Origin of the sequence: Methylorubrum salsuginis, assembly GCF_900114375.1 — a bacterium.
Classification (GTDB): Bacteria; Pseudomonadota; Alphaproteobacteria; order Rhizobiales; family Beijerinckiaceae; genus Methylobacterium; species Methylobacterium salsuginis.
The window spans coordinates 90,271-109,280 of sequence record NZ_FOSV01000010.1; the positions used below are offsets into that span (position 1 = coordinate 90,271).

Below are 19,010 nucleotides of genomic sequence, written 5' to 3' on the forward strand. Positions count from 1 at the left end.
GCGTGACCGCTCAGGCTGCGGCAGCGAACGACAATGCCGCCGCGAAAGCCAGGGCGGGCTGGTCAGCCCTATCCGCACAGGGGGCTGCGCAGGAGAAGGCGACCCTGGCGGCCGAGCGGGCGGCGGCGCAGTGGCGAAACCTCTCGGCTCAGGGCGCAGCGCAGGGCCGCGCGCTGGAGAACCTGCGAGCAGCCAACGACAACGTGGCCACCAGCTTTGCCACGCAGGGCGCCCAGATCGGCGCGCTGCTGCCGGGCTACAGCAAGCTCATCGCGCTCGCCGGCGCGCTCGGCGCCGTCTTCACGGCCGGGCAGTTCATCCAGACCGTGACGAGCTTCCAGGCGATCGACGCCAGCCTGAAGGCCGCCACGGGCTCGACCGAGGCGGCGCAGTCGGCGCTCGCCTTCATCCGCGCGGAGTCCGACCGGCTCGGCCTCAGCCTGGGCTCGACGGCCAAGGACTTCGCCAGCTTCGCCGCCTCGACCCGCGGCACCGAGCTTGAGGGCGAGAAGGCCCGCAAGGTGTTCTCGTCGATCGCAGAGGCCGGCACCGTGCTCGGCTTGTCCGCCGACGACATGAGCGGCGCGCTCCTCGCCCTGAGCCAGATGGCCAGCAAGGGCACCGTGTCGTCCGAAGAGCTGCGTGGCCAGCTTGGCGAGCGGCTGCCCGGCGCCTTCAACATCGCCGCGAAGGCGATGGGCGTCACCACCGCCGAACTCGGCAAGATGCTTGAATCCGGGCAGGTGCTCGCCTCGGACTTCCTGCCGAAGTTTGCCGACGAGATGCACCGAGTGTTCGGGCCGGAGGCAGCCAATGCGTCGAACAACCTGCAGGCCAACATCAACCGGCTTCAGACCGCGATCACCGACTTGTTCCTCGCGGCCGGCAAGGGCGGTCTCACCGAGGCGCTGAACGACGCGACACGGCAGGCAACGACCTTTCTCAAGGCCAGCCAGGACGCGGCCATGGGCTTCGGTGGCGCGCTGGCGAGCGGTATCCGCGCGGCTGGCGGCGCCTTCGAGTTCCTGCGCCGGAACAGCGATCTGGCCGGGGCCGGGCTGGCGGCGTTGATCGCATTGCGGTTCGGGCCGTCCGTCGTCGAGATCGCGGCCAGCATCGCCCGCGCCATCGCGGCGATGGGCGTCTACGACGTGGCGACGAAGTCGCTCGTGGCCAGTCAGACTGCGGCTGTCGCATCGAGCCGGGCGCTGTCGATCGCTATGGGCGCGTTCGGCGGGCCGATCGGGCTGGCGCTGACGGCGGCTGCTGCGGGCGTCGCCTACCTTGCGCTGCGCCAGGACGAAGGCTCGAAGTCGGCAGAGGCTCAGGCGGCCAGCGTCAAGACGCTCGACGCGGCGCTGGCCGCCTCCAAGGGGTCGCTGGCCGGCGCGGCCGACGAGACGAAGCGGTTGGCAGCCGAGCAACTGACGGCAGCCCAGGCGGGCGTCGCAGCGGCGCAGGCCCGTCTTCAGGTCGCCGAGGCGGAGCAGGCCCGCGTGCGGGCGCAGGCCGGCGGCGGGGGCGTCGATGCCTTCTTCTACGAAGGACTGAATACGGCCGTGGCCGACCGGGACGCCGCACGCGCTGCGGATGACCTGTCGGCCGCGAAGGAGCGGCTGTCCGCCGTGCTGAGGCTTCTTGCGGGCGCCGCAACGGACGCAGATCGGGCGCTGCTCGGGCTGCCCTCGACCATTGCCGCGGGCGCCGCCGCAGCCGAGGCGGCGCTCCCAAAGATCATGGCCTACGGTGATGCCCTCGCCAAGCTGATTGCCATGGCGCCGCAGCTTCAGCAGGCGGTGGACGCCGCCGCCAAGGCCGCCACGGCGCAGGCCGAGTTCAATCGCGGCACTGTGGCGGCAGAGAAGGCCTATCTCGCTGGCGAGATCAACCAGAATGACATGGTCGATCGCAAGGCGAAGATCGCGGAGGCCTACAAGGCGGCAACGGACGAGGTGACCGGCTACGGCGCGGCCCTGAAGAAGGTCCAGTCCGACGAGCGCGCCGCGGCCATCGCCGGGATGGACGACCGGCAGGCCGCCATCGCGAAACTGAACGACGCGCAGGCCGAGTTCGTCAAGAGCCTCTCCGTCGGCGCCAACACGGCGATGAGCGCGGCACAGCGCAACGAGATCGTGGCTCGCTCCGAGGCAACGCTCGCGCAGCAGGTCGCCAACACCAACCGCGAGTTTGACGAGCGGGAGGCGAAGAAGGCGGGTGTCGCCGCAACTCGCGAGGCCGGCAAAGCGGCGCGCGAAGCAGCCAGAGAGTTCGAGGCCTTCCGCAAGCAGGCCGAGGCTGCGTTTGAGAAGCTGTTCCCCGAGGAGGCTTTGAAGCGCAAGGGCGCTGAGTTGCAGAAGCAGGTCGCCGAGTTCGGTGATCGCCTCACTCAGATCGATCCGCGCTTCACCGAAGCAATGAAGGTCAAGATTGGCCTAAATCTCGACGGCAAGGACATTGAGACCGTCAAGACCAAGACCGACGACCTTGCCAGCGAAATTTCGAGCACATTCCGCGGCGTGTTCGATGATATGTTCAGCAGCGCGAACAAAGGCTTTGACGGCCTGCTGAACAACTTTACCCGAGGCCTGAGCCGCATCGGCACGCGAGGGATCGAGAGGAACCTGATCAACCCGCTGTTCACGGGCGAGGCCGGGGGCTCTGGAATCGACTTCAGCGCCGACGGTCTCGGCAAGCTCGTGGACTCGGTCAAGAAGGGTTTCGAGAACGGCTACGACACGACCTTCAAGGACTGGCTGAAGCCCCGCACCGGATCGGACGGGAAATCCCTTGGCTTCGCCTCGTCGCCTCTCGGTAGCGGGCTTTTGGCTGCGGGCACTGGAGCTGCGATCGGATACCAAAGCAGAAATCCGGTTGTCGGCGCCCTCGGTGGCGCGGTCTCCGGATTCGCGACGGGCGGGCCGGTCGGCGCCGTGGTGGGCGGTTTCAGCGGCCTGATCGGCGGCTTGCTCGGAAAATCCGAGGCCAAGAAGGCGGCGGCCAAGAAGCTCCGGGAGCAGCTGGAGGCCTACAAGGAAGCCTACCGGCAGGCCGAGCCCGAGATCAAAAAGCTCGAGGCCACGTTCCGCGGCGAATCCGTCGGCAACGTCGGCGGCCAGATCGACGCCGCGTTCCAGCAGGCGGTTCAGGCCAATAAGACGGCCTCGCAGGCCGGCGACCAGAAGCGCGCCGACGCGATCATGGTGGACTTCACCAAGTACGCGTTCCGCCTGCGCGATGTGTTCATGCACGCCTTCGAGGGCACCCTTGCCGAGGTCGCCGCAGGGTTCGGCACGTCTGGCCCCTTCGCGCAGGCGAACGCTGCGATCTCGACCTTGGGTGAATCTCTGAAGGCCTTCGTCAAGGACGCCGAGAGCCTGCCCGACGCCGCGGCCAACACCGCCCGCGCCCGCGCCGCGGCGCAGCAGGCCGCGCTCGCCGCCCTCGACCCGCCCAAGGCGCTGTCCGACACGCAGAGCCGCCTCGCCGCGATCCAGGGCACCGCAGCCGGCCTGAGCCGCGTCCTGCAGGATCTCGGCATGTCCGCCGACGAGGCGGCCAAGGCCATCGCCGACCGCACCACGAAGGCGATGGACGCCCTGCGCGCGCAGTTCTCCGCCGACCTCGGCTCCAAGATCAACGACGCGGCGGGCAAGTCCTACCTCAACGACATCGCCGACCTCGTGAAGGAACGTGACGGCCTCCTGGCGGACGCCAAGGCCATCGGCGCCGACACCGCGCAGGTGGGCCGCTACTTCTCGCTCGCCGCGCAGAAGATCGTGGACGGCTCCGAGCTGACCGGCGACGCCTTCACCGCCCTGGTGCGCCAGTTCCCGGCGCTGAAGGGCGCGGTGGTCGAGTTCGGGCAGGCGATCGACACCGCCGCCGCGAAGGCCGAGGCGGCGGCCCGCGCGCTGGGCTATCAGGACCGGGCGTTCGCGGCCGGCAACGACACCTCGACGCTCGCCGGCGCGCTCGCGGCGCAGGATCGCAAGGCGGCGCAGGACCGGGCGGCCGAGGCCAAGGCCGGCGGCCGGGCGATGGCCGACCTCGAAAAGGCGCTCGCCGCCGAGCGCACGGCGATCATCAAGGACTTCGCCGCCCGCGCGGCCGAGGCCGAGGCCGCCGCCCGCGAGGCCGGCGCGCGCCGCGTCCTGTCGGCTGAGGATCGCATCTTCGCCGCCCGCAACGATGCGAGCACGCTCGCCGGCAAGCTGGCCGAGATGGACCGCCAGCACGCGCAGGAGCGCCTGGACGAGGCCGCGGCCGGCGGGCAGGCGATGGCGAAGCTGGAGGAGGCGCAGGCGGCCGAGCGGCTGAAGATCGTGCGCGAGGCCGGCGCCGCGGAGGTGGCCGCCCGCAAGCAGGCGCTCGCCGAAGCGCAGACCTTCCTCGACGGGGCGACGAAGAACATCCGAACCTATCTCGACGGGCTGAAGGCCGGGCCCGCGACCAACCTCTCCCCGGGCGACCGGCTGAAGGAAGCGCAGGCGCAGTTCGACGCGCAGATGAAGCTCGCCAAGGGCGGCGACCGCGACGCGCTGTCTTCTATCACCACCTATGCCGACCGGCTCCTCGACGCCGGCAAGGGGCAGTTCGCGAGCGGCAAGGGCTATCAGGACATCCTCGGCGCGGTGACGAAGCAGCTCGGCGCGCTGCCGTCCCAGGTCTCGGCCGAACAGTTCATCGTGGACGCGATCAAGGCGCAGACGATGGCGCTTCAGAGCGCGATCGGCACCGGCAGCGCCAGCGAGATCGCCAAGGCGCTGAAGGGCGACTTCACGAGCCTGGACACCAACACCGACGGGCTGCTGTCTCAGGCCGAGTTCCTGAGGGCGCTCGGGCCGAAGGCCACCGTCGAGGAGCAGCGGAAGGCCCTGCTGAAGTTCGCCGAGATCGACCTCAACGGCGACGGACAGCTGTCCAAGCTGGAACTGCTCATCGCCGAGACGAAGGGCGGGCTGGCCGCGGCCAAGGCGAGCGAGGTGGCGAAGGCCCTAAGCGCGAACTTCAACAAGCTCGACGCCAACACCAACGGTCTGATCTCGCAGAAGGAATTTCTGGCCGCGCTCGGGCCGAAGGCGACCGTGGCCGAGCAGCAGGAGGCGCTGAAGGTGTTCCGGTCGATCGACATCGACGGCGATGGGCAAATCTCGAAACTGGAGCTTCTGCGCGCGGAACTCGGCAGCAACCTCGCCGGCATCAACGGCGTGTCGAAGGCGGTGAACGATAACTTCAGCCGGCTCGACAAGAACGGCTCCGGCGGGCTGTCGCTCGCCGAGTTCAAGGCCGCGTTCGGCCCGCTGGCGACCAAGGCGGACCAGAAGCTCGCCGAGGCCTACTTCAAGAACATCGACGCGGACGGCGACGGGATCATCTCCAGGCTGGAGCTGACCCGCGTCGATCTCGTGGCGGGCCTGAAGGCCAACGCGCCGGCGCTCGTCGCCAAGGCGCTGAAAGACTACTTCCCGACCATCGACGTGAACAGCGACGGCGGCATCACCTATGCCGAGTACGTCCAGGCGCTCGGGCCCCTCGCGACGAAGGCGGAACAGCAGGCCGCCAAGAAGGTGTTCGACGCGATCGACGCCGATGGGAACGGCATCATCACGAAGGCGGAGGCCGTCCGCGTCGATCTCCTGGCGCAGCTGAAAGCCAACGATCCCGGCAAGATGGGGGCTGCCATCGCCGCGTCGTTCAAGACGATCGATCTCAACGCCGACGCGAAGATCGACTGGAACGAGTACGTCAAGGCGGTGGGTCCGGCCACGAAGGCGGAGCAGGCGGCGGCCAAAGCCGTGTTCGACCGGATCGATGCCGACGGGAACGGCGTCATCACCGCGATCGAGGCGGCCAACAGCGCCATCGCCGGTGCGGTGAAGGCCAACAGCGCCAGCGCCTTTGCCGCGGCCCTCAACGCCAACTTCTCGACCCTCGACAAGTCGGTGAACGGCATCCTCGACAAGGCCGAGTTGCAGGACGCGATCAAGGGGCTCTCGACCGCGGCCGAGCAGCGGATCGCCACCGACTGGATCAAGGCGCTGGACGCCAACGGCGACGGCCAGCTCACGCAGGCCGAGCTGACCGCGGGCCGGATGTTCGACCTGAAGGGGCTCGTTGGGGGCACCACCAAAGCCGTCAACGACAACAAGACCGCGACCGACGCGGCGACCGGCGCGGTGAAGGACGGCAACGGCACCGCCGCGGCCAGCAAGGCGCTGCTCGACAGCCTCAAGGGCTTCGCCGCCGATCAGAAGACCATCCTCACCACGATCCAGGGCTACCAGAACACGGCCAAGGACACGCTGACGAGCCTGAAGACCTCGGGCGGGCTTCAGGAAGAGCAGCTGCGGCTGCTCAACAAGCAGTTCACCCTGGCGAGCCCGGTGCGGGTGTCGGGTACGAGCACCGTGCTCAACAACGGCATGATCGATGCCCTGAACAAGATCGTCTTCAACACCGGGCAGACCGTCAACGGCCTCATCAAGCTCATGAGCACCAACCGCCCGGATGGGCTGCTGTACGCCTTCGCCGAGGGCGGTTGGGTGCGCGGGCCGGGCACGGGCACCAGCGACAGCATCGGGGCCAAGCTTAGCAACGGCGAATTCGTCGTCAACGCCGCCGCGGCCCGCCTGAACGCGCCGTTCCTCCAGGCCATGAACGACAACCCCGGCATGGTCCCGGCGGTGCCGATGCCGATCCCGGTCGCGGGCGGCGGCATGGATCTTGGCGCGCTGCTCTCCGAACAGCGGGCCACGCGGGACGAGCTGCGCAGCCTGCGCGCCGACAACAAGGCGCTCCTCGAGATGCTGGCCCGCGTCACCAAGACCGGCGCCGACAAGGTCGCCGGCAAGATCGAGGAGGCCACCGACGAGGTGGCGGGCTCCCGCGAGGACGCCCGGCGCGACGCCGCGCCGAAGCGTGCGGGCCGGGGCGAGCCGATCAAAAGGACTGCGTGATGAGCAAGCTCAGCGATCTACTCGGTAGCAGCGCGCCGGACTTGCGCTATGCCGTCATCGCCCATTGCATCGATACCCAGCTCCTTGCCCCGCGGATCGTCCCGGTATCGACCCACGGGTTCATTTCACTCCCATCGGACGAGACGGCAAACGCTTACTTCGCCCCCAGGATCAACGACCTTCCAACCTTCGAACGGGCCCTGTTTTCCGAGGGAAAGCTGTCCGGCCGCTCGTCGTCGAACAAGACGCAGATCTCTTTGGTCAACAGCGATGGCGGTCTCGACTTCATCTATCCGTTTGCCTGGGCCGGTCGGCCGCTGTTGTTCTACGTCGGCGGAGAGGGCTTTTCGTTTTCGGACTATGGTCTGGTTACCATCCTGACGTGCGATGAACCGACGTTCACCGATGAGCTGGTGACGCTCCCTCTGCAGGACGTGTCATTCTACCTCGACCGCGAAATTCAGAGGACATCGTATCTGGGCACGGGGGGGGCTGAAGGCAGCGGGCAACTCTACGGGAAGCTGAAACCCGACGCATGGGGATGCTGCCGCCACGTCGAACCGGTCTATCTCGGGGTCGACACCGCAACCGGCCGGCATAGCTTCGGCATCGGCTCGGGCCCGATCGTCGGCGTGCTCAACCTGTGGGATCGCGGCTCGAAGCTTACCTATGCCGCCGACGGCGTGACACCCCAACCGGGCGAATACATCGTCGACGTCAACACCGGCACGATCACGCTCGGCGGCGCCTTCCTCGGACCCATCCAGGTCGATGTGCTTGGCCGTCGCTATCTGGCCGTATCCAGCAGTTCGCCGGTCACCATCGGCCTCGGCACCAAGACGTTCACCGTCGAGGTCGGTGGAAGCAGTGGGGGCGACGACGACGACGGGAACGGCGGGAGCGGAGGGGACGAGCGGCAAATCTCCTTCGGGATGCGGGTGCGCTGCCTCCTCGCGACCGATCCGGGCGGGACCTGGATGGATGGGGTCGTTACCGGCACCCGGCCGGGAAACACGATCACGGTCAACGTCGATAGCTACCGAAGCACCGGCCTCAACCCATCCTCGTCCTGGATCATCTGCCCGTGGGGCACCGTCGCCGGCATCATGCACGCGATGGCCGAAGCGCTCGATCTCACCGAACAGCAGGGCTATCAGGACAGCGCCGCGCGAATCGCCCTCAACGACCTCCTGCCTGCAACCGCGGGCTATTGGGTGCCGCAGGGCGGGAACGGTCTGCAGTTGCTCGACGCAGTCGCCGAGGGCGGCGGGTGCTACTGGTACATCACGCGCGCCAACACCTTCCGCACCGGTCGCATCGATCTTCCCTCCGGAGAGCCGGACGCCGCCTTCGACGATCTGACTATCACGTCCATCAATCGGATCACCACGGGCCAGCCGACTTACAAATTCACGCTCAAGTTCCGACGCAACTGGTCTACGCTGAGCACCGATCAGATCGCGGGCGTTGCCGAGGCCGCCACCTTCACCGAAGAATGGTCGGCCGCATTCGGCACATATCCCCCGGCCCTGCTAACCTATCAGAGCACAAAAAGCGTCGAGATTGAAACCGTCTTCGACGAATTTAACCCGGCGCAGACGGAGTTGGCTCGGCAGTTCTCATTCTTCGGAGTGCGGCGGGACTATTTCAAGATCACTCTCAAGCAGGCCTTGCTAAGCCTTTCCCTCGGCATGGTGGTGTCGATTAAAACCGGGCGCTACGGCCTCTCCGCCGGCAAGCTGTTCCGCATCGTCGATCTCAAAGAATACTACGAAACGGGATTGGTCGAAATCGGAGTTTTCGGCTGATGTCGAACGTTCATATCCTGTTCGACAACCCCGCCGACGACGGTGAGTATTCTGGCGGAGGCTGGCTCATTAACTCCCTCAACCGGCTCAAGACACCGCTGCCGGGCGAGGCCGCACGATCGGTCGGAGCTTCGGTCGGATCGACGACGTTCACGTGCGATCTGCTCACGCTGCACGCGCTCCGCATGTTTGCGCTGATCGGCACAAACCTTACCACCGCGGCGACCGTGCGCATCATCGTGTCGAATGCGGCCGATCTGACGGCGCCAGTGCTCGACGTGACGGTCCCGGCCTATCAGCCGAACGTGCCGTGGGGCTCGATGCCGTGGGGAGCATTCCCTTGGAACGGGTTTCGCTCGGACTATAAGCCCGGCGGGGCGATCACCTTGTATCGACATGCCACCTCGGTGTTCGGGCGCTATGTCCGGATCGAGATCAGCGACGCGGCCAACCCCGACAAATTTGTCCAGATCGGACGGTTCATGTGCGGTGAGCCGTTCGTGCCGCGCATCAACATGGCCTACGGCGTCGGCCTGCGCTTCCTCGACGAGAGTGTGAAGACGAAGTCCAGGGGCGGTTCGGTCTACTGGGACAAGAAGCCGAAAACCCGGCTGATGACACTTCAGCTCCCGTACCTCACCGAGGGCGAGGCCTGGGGCGCAGCCTACGACCTTCAGGCCCGCCTCGGGCTCACCGGCAACCTGCTCCTCGTCTACGACCCGGCCGAATCCACCGCCGTGCGGCTGCGCCGGACGATCTACGGCTCGCTGACGCAGCTTGACGACATCGTCACCGCCTCTCCGTCGGTCGATTATCCGTATTCGTGGAACCTCGCTGTTGAGGAGCTGATCTGATGGCCGGCGAATATCCGTTCAATATAAACGGCAATACCTATTCCGAGACGGATTTTGCCGCGTATTCCTATGTCTTCAGCTTTCCGCGGCTGGCGAAGGACGTTGCCGCCGTCGGACAGTCGGTGCAGGACGCCGCCGCCGTCATCGCCGGCTCGGCCCCTGGCGAGACCACCCTCGCCTCGGCCGCGACCGTCAACATCGGCGGCACCAACACCACCCGCGTGGCGATCACGGGCAGTGCGACGATCACCAGCTTCGGCACGATCGCCAACCGCATCCGGATCCTGCGCTTCACCGCAGCGGCGACGCTCACGCACAATGCGACGAGCCTGATCCTGCCGGGCGGCGCCAGCATCGCCGCGGCGGCCGGCGACACCGCGATCGCCACCTCGGATGCATCGGGCAACTGGCGCGTCATCGATTACCAGCGGGCGGATGGCGGCAGCAGCCCGGCCGTCCTCACCCAAGTCGACATCATCACCACGACCGGGACGTGGACGCGGCCGTCCTGGGCGCGGGATGTGAAATTCGTCCTCATCGGAGGCGGCGGAGGCGGTGGTTCGGGTCGGCGCGGAGCAGCCGGCAGTGTGCGGACGGGCGGCGGCGGCGGCGGCGCGGGCGGCCTCGTCGAGGAGACTTTCGCGGCTGCGGACCTCGCCGCGACCCTCACCATTCAAATTCCGGCCGGCGGTCTCGGCGGAGCCGCCGTCACGGCCGACAACACCAACGGAAACGGCGGTGGGCAGGGTGGTGTCACCGTCGTCTTCTCGAACGGCGTCGGCATTCTCGCGGCCAGCGGCGGGGGCGGCGGTGGCGGCGGGTATAACGGCTCTGCGGGCGGCGGGCCGGCTGGATCGACCTTTACGTTCGACACAAGCGGTAACGGCAACGGGGCCAGCTCCTCCGGCTCCGGCGACCTCGCCAACCAAGGCGCAAACGGCTTTCGCGCGGGCGCAGGCGGGGGCGCGGGCGGGGGCATCAACGCCGGAAACGCCCCGGCCGCGGGCAGCACCAGCGGTTACGTCAACATCGCAAGCAACGGCCGCGTGGGGCAGATCTCGTTGGGCGGCAATGCACCGGGTGGGGCCGGTGCTCCGGGCGTCGCCAAGACTTGGGCGCGCGGCTTCGGCGGGTCGGGCGGCGGCGGCGCGGGCGGCAACGCGGCCGGTACAGTCGCGGGCGGGGCCGGCGGAACGGGCACCCCTGGCGGCGGCGCGGGCGGCGGCGGCGGCGCCTCGACCAACGGCGCGAACTCCGGCGCGGGCGGTGACGGCGCCCGGGGAGAGGCCTTCATCATCTCTCGCGGCTGAGGAGGAACGCCATGGCCCGCTACCAGATCACCGACACCGCCACCGGCCGCAAGCTGAACATCGTCGAGTGGGACGGCGAGACGCCTTTCGAGCCGCAGGACGGCCAGCGCATCGAGCCCGACGACGGCGCGCCGCTTTGGGATGAGGTGCCGGCGGCTGCCGACGCCCCGCCGGCCATCTCCGACCGCCAGTTCGCGCAGGCGCTCGCGGACCTCGGCGTCATCACCCGGCCGGAGGCGCTCGCCTTCGTGAAGCGCGGCGAGGTGCCGGCGGCGCTCCAGTCCGCCATCGACGCGATTCCTGACGAGGCCGAGCGCTTCGCCGCCGACATGCAGGTCTCCGGCGCGACGATCTTCGAGCGCGCCCACCCGAGCACCCTGGCGCTCGCCCACGCGCTGGGCTGGGCCCCGTCGCGGATGGACAACCTCTGGCGCAGCGCCGCAACCTTGTAATGCCTGTGCCATCCTCTGTCAGGGGCCGGTCCGCCATCCCAGGCGCCCGGCCCACTCTATCAGTGCCTGGGCCTCAGTAGCGTCCGACGTTGGCGAAAATCACCACGAGGTAGCTCGCGGCCCAAATCGAACCGCCGATGATCGCCAGCACGATCAGCGCGCGGGCAGTGGCGCGGAAGATCACGCCTAGGTCGTTCCAGTTATTCACGATGGCTTGCTCCTATCAGGGATACGTCCACCCCGAGGAGGCGCTGAAACGATGCATACGACACGAACTTTTTTGGCCGTGACCTGAAGCGCAGGCGCGGTCCCGTAGCTGGCTCAGCCCGCGGGCGGCCCCCCTTCACCCACCACCGGAGAAACACCATGGACCTCAGCCCGATTGGCGAGGCCGCTCTCATCGCGCGCGAGGGGCGGCGGCTCGAAGCCTACAAGGACAGCGTCGGCATCTGGACCATCGGCGTCGGCCACACCGCCGCCGCCGGAGCGCCGACGCCCCGCGCCGGCCTGCGCATCACCTCCGCCGAGTGCGATGCGATCTTCAAGCGTGACGTGCAGAAGTTCGTGAAGACGGTGCGCGACGCCGTCCCGGCGGACCTGCCGCAGCACGCCTTCGACGCCCTGGTCTCGCTCTGCTTCAACATCGGCCCGGCGGCGTTCCTGCGCTCGACCGTGTTGCGCAAGCTGCGCGAGGGCAACCGGCCGGCGGCGGCCGAGGCGATTCTGATGTGGAGCCGCCCGGCCGTCATCATCCCGCGCCGGCAGGCCGAATACGACCAGTTCCGCACGCCCTACGCTGAGACGCTGCCGAAGGCCCGGCGCAACGATGTGAGCCGGGTCGCGGTCGCCGCACCCGTGGCGGCCGCGCTCGACCCGGTGAAGCCGACGCCCGTGATCGAGCCGGTGATCGTCCCGCCCTCGACGAGCTGGTGGGGCGGCCTCGCCGGCTGGCTCGGCGGGCTGTTCCGCAGTGCGCCCGCAGCCGAGGCTCATGCCGAGACGAAAGGGGGCGTGAGCAGAGCATAAGACAGCGAGCCGACGTGAGGGGGCGTTACGCCGGCTCGCCAGCCGCCGACCTCACCTGATCGGGTTCGGACGGCGACGGCTCCTCATGCCGCTATGCCGCATCAACGCTCAAGTGCCATCCCACACGCTGAGTGCTTCGTAATCCCTCGCCGGCTGGGCCCGCCGCGCGCCTCCCCCTGACAGCAAGAGACCCACCATGAACCGCATGCTCCCGCTCGCGGCGCTGGCGCTCGCCTGCATCGCCGCGCCCGCCCTCGCCGACGAGGTCGCCAAGATCGGCGACGCCTCGGTGACGCTCTCGGCCGAGGCCATGGTCGCCGCCGCCGCGCCGACCGTCTCCTCGTTTGCCGTGACCGCGCTGTCCGGCCTCGCCACCATCCTGCTCGGCCGTATCGGCCCGGTGTGGCTGTCCTCGCTCCTCGCCGGGCGCATCGAGATCGTGGTCCGCACCGCCGTCGATTACGCGCTCAACGCCGTCGAGGGCGCGGCCAAGGGCCAGGTGCTCACCATCCCAGTCGGCTCGGCCGTGGTGGCGAAGGCGCTTCAGCGCGCGCTCGATTCGACGCCCGCGTGGATCGTCCGGCTGGCCGGCGGCCCGGCCGAGATTGGGGCTCGCATCTTCCGCTCGCTCAACCTCGAAGCCGATAGCACCGCAGCGAAGGTGTTGGAGCCGGCGCTCCAGGGCCTCGGCAAAGCCGCTCGGTAAGGGCGGCGGCATGCCGGCCCTCACCCTTCACGTGATCCATCCGGAGCCATCATGGGACCGCGTCGCCGGAAACCCGAGCCCAAGCATCCGCGCGCCGTGGCAGAGGGGGCTGCCCGCTGTCTGGAATGCGAGACCCCGCCGAGCGAGGGATTCGCCGACGGGGTCGAGGCTGAGCGGAACCGGCGACGGATGGATCCGGCCTATGGCGAGGCCTACGGGCTCGGTGAGTACCGCGAGCCGCCTCCCGATCCGGACAAGCCGCATCACATCGGCGGCGCCGCGCGGGTGCTCAAGTTCCCGCGTTGGCTCGAGGATTGGTTCGAGCGACAGGACGAGGACAGCCTGTCCACCATCGACGAGCTTGTGGCCGAGCGGCAGGAACGGGCCGTCGTCCGCAAGTGGATGCGCCGTATCTGGCACGGCGCCATCGCCACGCTCGTCACCACGGCGCTCGCCGCGCACTGGTTTTCCGATCAACTCGCCTGGGTGGCCGAGCGGCTGCCTGTCCTTCGCCAGTTCTGGCAACTTGTGACAGGGAGCTTCCAGAAATGAGCTTTCGCATGAGCCGGCTGCTCAACCGCCTCTGGTTGCTCGGCGTCCTCGCGCCCCTGGTGATCGGCTTCTCGGGCTACATGGGCATGGTGATCGGCGTGCGGCGCTGGCCCTACGAAGTGCTCAACACCGCCGTCATTACCCCGAACGTGCCGCCGGGCTACACCCTCAACATGGCCCGGACCATCGACTATCAGGACGATTGCGAACTGCACTACGACCGCAAGATGGTCAGCGACGTGCCGGGGCCGAAGGGAGCATTCCGCCGCGACGTGCTGCCCGACATCAACTTCGCCCGCCCGCCGATGGAGCTGGACGGGCGCCCCTGGTACATCTCCGAGCGCGTGCCCGAGGATTTTCCCTGCGGCCCCGCCAAGATCATCGACAGCCCGTCCGCGGCTTGCAACTGGTTCCAGCGCCTCTTCTGGCGCCAGACGCGCCCTGATGCGGTGACCGGGTTCAACGTCGATTGCTCGGGGACGACGCTGCTCCCGTAGCGCACTGCCCTCCCGCTTCCTCCGCCTTGATCCCGCCCGGTGCTGCGACGGCGGAACAAAAAAGTAGGGCACGCCACCGGATCGATGAGCGTGCCCCGAGTAAGTCCCTGGTCTCAGGAAGGAACAGCGGCTTCCATAGCCGATTTGAGTTCACAAAGGCGTGACACCCGAGCCACAATCCAAGCGTGGAGACGGTCATCTCATTGTCATGCTAAGCTGGGCCTCCGAAGAACCTCACCCTGGTGAGATGTCACAGGGGCATCAGGTGCGACATGGCCTCGATTGAAGAACTTGCGAAGACCCTGCGCGGCATCGCCGCCACTGGCATAAAGCCCAAGGCGTTGCTTGCCGCTGTCCGTGAGCGACACCCGGAGGCGACCAAAAAGGAAGTCGTCCGGGCTGCGTTCTACGCGGTGGCCGAAGGCCAAAGCGGCGACCATAGCGATCTGTATGATTTCGCCCTGGCGGAACGGGCGGTGGACGACGACGAGCCAGTGAAAGCCGCCAAGCTACCCAAGAAAAAGAACCGCAAGACGAAGCCGAGCGGAGAGGCTGCCCACTAAAAGCGGCCTTGGATGCGGCAGTCTTGGCGCGCGAGTCGCTCCTGACGTTGATCGACACTGGCCTGAAGGAAATGGCCGAGTCGGGTGCTGCCGGCCCTGCAGTCGCGAGAGACTTCTTGCAGCACCGTTTCCAGTGCGACGATTCGTTCGCTTGGTCTACGGTAGGCCCTTTCCAGCTCATCCAGGGCGGCATCAACCTGGCCCGCGACGGTGCTGCCCGGCGCGGCGGAGAGACTATCGACCTTGCGGAGACAGCGACTCACATATGACATGGGACTCATTTTTACGCCGCAGTTTCAGCCTGTCCAGTCGAGCGATCTGTCTAGGTCGAGAGGCTTAGGCACGGCCGCCGAAATCGCGGCTTCTTGAGTTGGGTGAGCCATATAATCGCCAGAGCGTAATCGATCATAAGCTAATGGCTTTCGCCCCGCCCGGCCCCGCCGCGGCGGGGTTTTTCGTTTGCGATCACCCCTTCGCCGGCGCCTACCAAACCGAGCTCGTGTCCGCGCAGACTCGCGAGGCCGACCTGTCACGCGGCCTCGGGGGCGAGCGCATCGAGCGCCTGCCCTTGGCGCTGCCGTCCGGCCGGCTTCTCGCCCCTCCCCCGTTGCGGGCCTCCGGCGGTCCCGGCTTCCGGATGGTTGGACCGCGCCCTGGAGCTCATGGGCGAGGTGGCGAGCCGACCGGCGAACTGAGCCGACCAGGCCTTCCCCTTGGCGCCGATGCCTCATGCGCCCAGGCGCCTTTTAGGACACATTCGTAATCAAATCGGCGAAAACCGCAGGCGCTGAGACGGGGTGGTCATTGCGCGTTCACGCCGTTTGCCGCACACAGGAACGCAACGTTTTCTTGCGTTTTGACTCACGCAAGCCTACGTCGCCAGGATGCCTAACATGAATCAGAATCACATTGGCCAGCGCGTGAAGGCCCTGCGCGAGGCGCGCGGCATGAAGCAGGACGACCTGAAGGACCTGCTCGGACTCAACAGCCGTCAGATCGTTTCGCAGATTGAATCCGGTGCGCGTCGCCTGTCGGCAGGCGAACTCGTTATCTTGCTCAAGCATTTTGACACCACTCTCGATCGCATCACAAATCCGTTTCTGCTCACCGGCAAAAGCGCTTTCTCCTGGCGCCAGCGCAATGTCGCTCAGGACCAACTCAGCGCGTTCGAGGAGTTAGCTGGCGAATGGATTGGGGCCTACCGTGCCTTGAGCGACCTCAGCTCGACGCGCGTGTCGAAGCTGCTGCCAAACACGCGCCTCACTTACACCAATGCGTACGAAGACGCGGCCCATGTCGGCGAAACTGTCGCTCGTCAGCTTGAGCTTGGTGATAAGCCAGCCTTTGATCTGTCTAGCGTAATGGAAAGCAAGCTTGGCATTCTTGTTCTGATGGTCGATGCGATCAATGGAATATCTGGAGCCGCATGCCAACTGCCGGAACTCGACGCGGTGCTCATTAATCGCAACGAAAGCTTTGCGCGCCGAAACTCTGATCTTGCGCATGAGTTTTTTCATCTACTCACGTGGAATGTGATGCGACCGGCGCATGTCGAGTCATCCATTGCCACATGGGAGGATGTGCCGCGCGCGCATCGCACGCCGACGGCTGATCGCAACCAGCGCATTGAGCAACTCGCCGATCACTTCGCATCCGGCCTTCTTTTGCCGTCGTGGAGCCTCGATCGCATCGGCAAGCCGTCGGGCGATGCCGCACAGTGGTTGACTGAAGCCGCTAAGTTCCTCGGTGTTTCGAGCCGAAACCTGAAGTGGCGCTTGATCAATTCGAAGCGGTGCCCCGAGCTGGCTTCCGTTCAGGAGGGTGATCTCATCGCAGCTGGCCGAGCGCAAATTGATGGCCCACGCTCTGAAGAGAAACCGCTCCTGTTCAGTCGCCCGTTTATGAAAACCATCGCCGCGGCTATCGAACAGGGCCATCTTTCGGGACAACGCGCTGCCGCCCTGCTTCGCATGGAACGCAGCGCAATTGGCGACTTGTGTGACGCCTATGGCGTGCAACGCCCTGTAGAGCTTGGAGGGAGATGCGTCGTGGACGTGGAGACTACCTCCGCTTGATATCCCGCGATACACCCATTCTGCTCGACGCTAACGCGATCGCCGCTTGCCACGAGTTCGCGTGCTGGCGAGCGATCGCAGGTGCGTTTCGTCTTGAAACAGTTGAAGAGTGTATTAAAGAGTTTCAAACTGGCGGCTACGCTCTTCAGTCGCAAGAGTACGTCGATGAGCGGACCTTGCGAGGTCAATTTCGCCACGTACACAATCCAACCGAGCTTGAGCTAGCAGAAGTCCTGCTTGACGGGGGCGCTGGCATCCATTGCGGCGAGCAGCACCTTTGGGCCCATGCCCTGGGGCGCGAGGATGCTTGGGTTTTGTGCGGACCAGATCGCGGTTCGATGCGATTTGGCTGTCACAGAAATCACGGCCAAAGGCTGATCGCCCTAGGATCGCTTCTAGATAGCCTTAGACATCCATCGGCAGGCAGGCTTCCTCACCACTATACGCAGAATTGGTTGGAAAAAGTGCGGCGAGATTTCATACTCGGGATCGTTTAATTTTGCACTTCCTCCCAGCTTTCAGTCGCTACGGAAAGACCTCTTCCTATTTCAGACCAGCTTGCCTCTGGCAGTGATTGAGCATGAGGGCGAAATAACGGCCCGGCTGGACATCAGATCCTTCGCCCGCCGCCGAACGATTCGCTCGCGCAGCCGGTCGAGCGGGCTCTTGCGCGGGTCCAGGAAATCGTCGCAGACGGCAGCATGCTGACTGCGGCTGCCTTGCCGGAGGAGCGCTCCAGTGCGATCTGGAAGCTGACGCGCGACTGGCGCCTGATCGCCGGGAAGCTGCGACAGGCGCAGGATCCGGCTTCCTTCGTCACGCGGCCGAACATCGCGACGCTGGGAACCTGGGCCGCGCTGCCAAACATCTCGGTCAGAGGCTACTTCGCCCTGGAGGGCACCGATCTGCAGATCGGGCCGGACGCGCGCGAAACCACAGCGGTCAGCGTTCTGGACGTGCTGTTGACCGAGGTGCCGGCGATTCCTCCGTTTGGCGAGCGTATCGAGGCGGTCTGACCCAGACTGCCGCCTAAACCCACGGGCGGGCGACTCCTGCCCGCGGCGCTGAGACCTAACACCTCGATCTGCTCAGCGGCCCGGCGCGCCAGCGCGCCGAGGCGCTTGCGGCGCTGCAAGGCAAGTCTCAATCGGCTTCAGGCCGAGGCGGGCCCGGCTTCTACCTCGACGATCTCCAACGTCCGCAAGATCGCCAGCGCGGTCACGTCCGCATCGGTCCGACCCTCGTGCGTCGCCGGCATCACCGCAACCGCCTCGAGCTCGTTGCCCGCCAGCGGGCCGACCACGACCCTGAGCACGTCGCCCTCGGGACCATTGGCATCCTCCATGAGCGCGACGAGGTAGCCCGCCGCGCGCCCGTAGACGTACGGCGGATGGAGCTCGGCAGCGGCCTGTGACGCGACGGGCGCGGCCTCAGCGCTTGGGCGCGGGCGGCTCCCGAAGGTCGGACGGATGACGTTGGACATGGCGGGCGCCTCCTCTCTCTCGGTCACGCCTCACGCCGCTTCGAAGGAAACCACGAGGCGACCGCCGAGCGCCGCGGCGGTCTCCTCCAGTTGGTCGAGCTTGGTGCCGTGGTCCGGGTCGAGGATCCGCCGTACCTCGGTCTCTGATCGGCCAAGACGCTCGGCCAGGGCGACCTTCGTCATCCCCGAACGCTTCCACGCGGCGTAGACCGAAGCCTTGGCGGCAAGCCGGGCCGACAACCGCACCGGATAAGATACCGCACCCGCGCGGGCGATGGTCGGGGCGACGAGGATCATGTCGTCCTTGATCCGTCCCCGCACCGCCGCCGCGAGTGCGTGGCCCATCTCCTGGAGCGCTTCGGCCTCCGTAGCGCCCGACGCGATCGCTTCCGGCACCTCCGGCGTATAGGCGTGCCATTCGCCGCCCTCGCGCCGCAGCTCGACCGGGTAAACCCATTCCTCCGACATCGTCCGCTCCTCAGGCGGGTGACACGAAACGCAAGGGGTGGGCCCCGCCTATAGATCGGCGGGGTCCACTCCGAGTTGCCGGCAGATGCGTTGAACGTGGAAGGGGCTGAGTTCACCGCTCTGGACGGTGGTGACGGCCCCTGCCAGCCGCACCCTGTAGTGGCTTCCCTTGCCGCCTGCCGTATCCACCTCGAAGAGCAGGTCTCTCTTCCTGGCGTACCGGCGGAGGGCTCGGATCAGTGCGTCTCGTGTCACTCCTC

15 protein-coding genes are annotated in these 19,010 nt (G+C 66.9%); 12 read left to right on the forward strand and 3 right to left on the reverse strand.

Annotated features, from left to right (window positions below):
* Window positions 1–2 precede the first annotated feature (2 nt).
* The 5 genes from BM140_RS13425 to BM140_RS13445 are packed head-to-tail and all read left to right on the forward strand — an operon-like array spanning window position 3 to window position 11,380.
* Window positions 3–6,956 (forward strand): tape measure protein, encoded by a 6,954-nt coding sequence (locus tag BM140_RS13425; protein WP_165616459.1) that lies wholly within the window; start codon window positions 3–5, stop codon window positions 6,954–6,956.
* Entirely contained in the window at window positions 6,956–8,764 is a 1,809-nt protein-coding gene (locus tag BM140_RS13430) for a hypothetical protein (RefSeq protein WP_091946909.1), read from the forward strand. Before BM140_RS13425 ends, BM140_RS13430 begins: the two co-directional genes overlap by 1 nt.
* Entirely contained in the window at window positions 8,764–9,618 is an 855-nt protein-coding gene (locus BM140_RS13435) for a hypothetical protein (RefSeq protein WP_091946913.1), read from the forward strand. The genes BM140_RS13430 and BM140_RS13435 overlap by 1 nt, the downstream gene beginning before the upstream one ends.
* Window positions 9,618–10,928: a glycine-rich domain-containing protein gene (locus tag BM140_RS25895; RefSeq protein WP_165616460.1), complete on the forward strand. Its 1,311-nt coding sequence runs from the start codon at window positions 9,618–9,620 to the stop codon at window positions 10,926–10,928. The genes BM140_RS13435 and BM140_RS25895 overlap by 1 nt, the downstream gene beginning before the upstream one ends.
* 11 nt (window positions 10,929–10,939) lie before the next feature.
* Complete coding sequence (locus BM140_RS13445) at window positions 10,940–11,380, forward strand: hypothetical protein (protein ID WP_091946916.1); 441 nt, start codon at window positions 10,940–10,942, stop codon at window positions 11,378–11,380.
* 73 nt (window positions 11,381–11,453) lie between these two features.
* On the opposite strand, the gene BM140_RS26595 is transcribed toward BM140_RS13445, so the two are convergent.
* Window positions 11,454–11,588, reverse strand: a complete 135-nt coding sequence (locus tag BM140_RS26595) for a hypothetical protein (protein ID WP_280142592.1) — start codon at window positions 11,586–11,588, stop codon at window positions 11,454–11,456.
* Window positions 11,589–11,746: 158 nt separating this feature from the next.
* On the opposite strand from BM140_RS26595, the gene BM140_RS13450 reads away from it, so the two are divergent.
* The 7 genes from BM140_RS13450 (at window position 11,747) to BM140_RS13490 (ending at window position 17,815) form a co-directional block, all read left to right on the forward strand.
* Window positions 11,747–12,406: a lysozyme gene (locus BM140_RS13450; RefSeq protein ID WP_091946919.1), complete on the forward strand. Its 660-nt coding sequence runs from the start codon at window positions 11,747–11,749 to the stop codon at window positions 12,404–12,406.
* Between the two features lie 196 nt (window positions 12,407–12,602).
* Window positions 12,603–13,112: a hypothetical protein gene (locus tag BM140_RS13455; protein WP_091946922.1), complete on the forward strand. Its 510-nt coding sequence runs from the start codon at window positions 12,603–12,605 to the stop codon at window positions 13,110–13,112.
* A 189-nt stretch (window positions 13,113–13,301) separates the two neighbouring features.
* On the forward strand, window positions 13,302–13,664 hold the full coding sequence (locus BM140_RS13460) for a hypothetical protein (RefSeq protein ID WP_091946925.1): 363 nt from the start codon (window positions 13,302–13,304) through the stop codon (window positions 13,662–13,664).
* A gap of 8 nt (window positions 13,665–13,672) precedes the next feature.
* Window positions 13,673–14,161 (forward strand): hypothetical protein, encoded by a 489-nt coding sequence (locus tag BM140_RS13465; RefSeq protein WP_165616461.1) that lies wholly within the window; start codon window positions 13,673–13,675, stop codon window positions 14,159–14,161.
* 272 nt (window positions 14,162–14,433) lie between these two features.
* Complete coding sequence (locus BM140_RS13470; RefSeq protein WP_165616462.1) at window positions 14,434–14,724, forward strand: hypothetical protein; 291 nt, start codon at window positions 14,434–14,436, stop codon at window positions 14,722–14,724.
* An 893-nt stretch (window positions 14,725–15,617) separates the two neighbouring features.
* A complete protein-coding gene (locus BM140_RS13485) occupies window positions 15,618–16,799 on the forward strand; it encodes a helix-turn-helix domain-containing protein (RefSeq protein WP_165616463.1) in 1,182 nt (393 codons plus the stop codon).
* A 701-nt stretch (window positions 16,800–17,500) separates the two neighbouring features.
* Entirely contained in the window at window positions 17,501–17,815 is a 315-nt protein-coding gene (locus tag BM140_RS13490) for a hypothetical protein (RefSeq protein WP_091946936.1), read from the forward strand.
* 137 nt (window positions 17,816–17,952) lie between these two features.
* On the opposite strand, the gene BM140_RS13495 is transcribed toward BM140_RS13490, so the two are convergent.
* Entirely contained in the window at window positions 17,953–18,282 is a 330-nt protein-coding gene (locus BM140_RS13495; RefSeq protein ID WP_091947142.1) for a hypothetical protein, read from the reverse strand.
* A 30-nt stretch (window positions 18,283–18,312) separates the two neighbouring features.
* Window positions 18,313–18,750 carry a type II toxin-antitoxin system HicB family antitoxin gene (locus BM140_RS13500; protein ID WP_091946939.1) on the reverse strand — a complete coding sequence of 146 codons (438 nt, stop codon included), beginning with the start codon at window positions 18,748–18,750 and terminating at the stop codon, window positions 18,313–18,315.
* Between the last annotated feature and the right edge of the window lie 260 nt (window positions 18,751–19,010).

Excerpts from the sequence above, each read along its gene's own strand:
- BM140_RS13430 (WP_091946909.1), top strand. The coding sequence starts at position 6,956 with ATGAGCAAGCTCAGCGATCTACTCGGTAGCAGCGCGCCGGACTTGCGC.
- BM140_RS13435 (WP_091946913.1), top strand. The coding sequence starts at position 8,764 with ATGTCGAACGTTCATATCCTGTTCGACAACCCCGCCGACGACGGTGAG.
- BM140_RS25895 (WP_165616460.1), top strand. The coding sequence starts at position 9,618 with ATGGCCGGCGAATATCCGTTCAATATAAACGGCAATACCTATTCCGAG.
- BM140_RS13445 (WP_091946916.1), top strand. The coding sequence starts at position 10,940 with ATGGCCCGCTACCAGATCACCGACACCGCCACCGGCCGCAAGCTGAAC.
- BM140_RS13450 (WP_091946919.1), top strand. The coding sequence starts at position 11,747 with ATGGACCTCAGCCCGATTGGCGAGGCCGCTCTCATCGCGCGCGAGGGG.
- BM140_RS13455 (WP_091946922.1), top strand. The coding sequence starts at position 12,603 with ATGAACCGCATGCTCCCGCTCGCGGCGCTGGCGCTCGCCTGCATCGCC.
- BM140_RS13460 (WP_091946925.1), top strand. The coding sequence starts at position 13,302 with ATGGATCCGGCCTATGGCGAGGCCTACGGGCTCGGTGAGTACCGCGAG.
- BM140_RS13465 (WP_165616461.1), top strand. The coding sequence starts at position 13,673 with ATGAGCCGGCTGCTCAACCGCCTCTGGTTGCTCGGCGTCCTCGCGCCC.
- BM140_RS13470 (WP_165616462.1), top strand. The coding sequence starts at position 14,434 with ATGGCCTCGATTGAAGAACTTGCGAAGACCCTGCGCGGCATCGCCGCC.
- BM140_RS13485 (WP_165616463.1), top strand. The coding sequence starts at position 15,618 with ATGAATCAGAATCACATTGGCCAGCGCGTGAAGGCCCTGCGCGAGGCG.
- BM140_RS13490 (WP_091946936.1), top strand. The coding sequence starts at position 17,501 with ATGCTGACTGCGGCTGCCTTGCCGGAGGAGCGCTCCAGTGCGATCTGG.
- BM140_RS13495 (WP_091947142.1), bottom strand. The coding sequence starts at position 18,282 with ATGTCCAACGTCATCCGTCCGACCTTCGGGAGCCGCCCGCGCCCAAGC.
- BM140_RS13500 (WP_091946939.1), bottom strand. The coding sequence starts at position 18,750 with ATGTCGGAGGAATGGGTTTACCCGGTCGAGCTGCGGCGCGAGGGCGGC.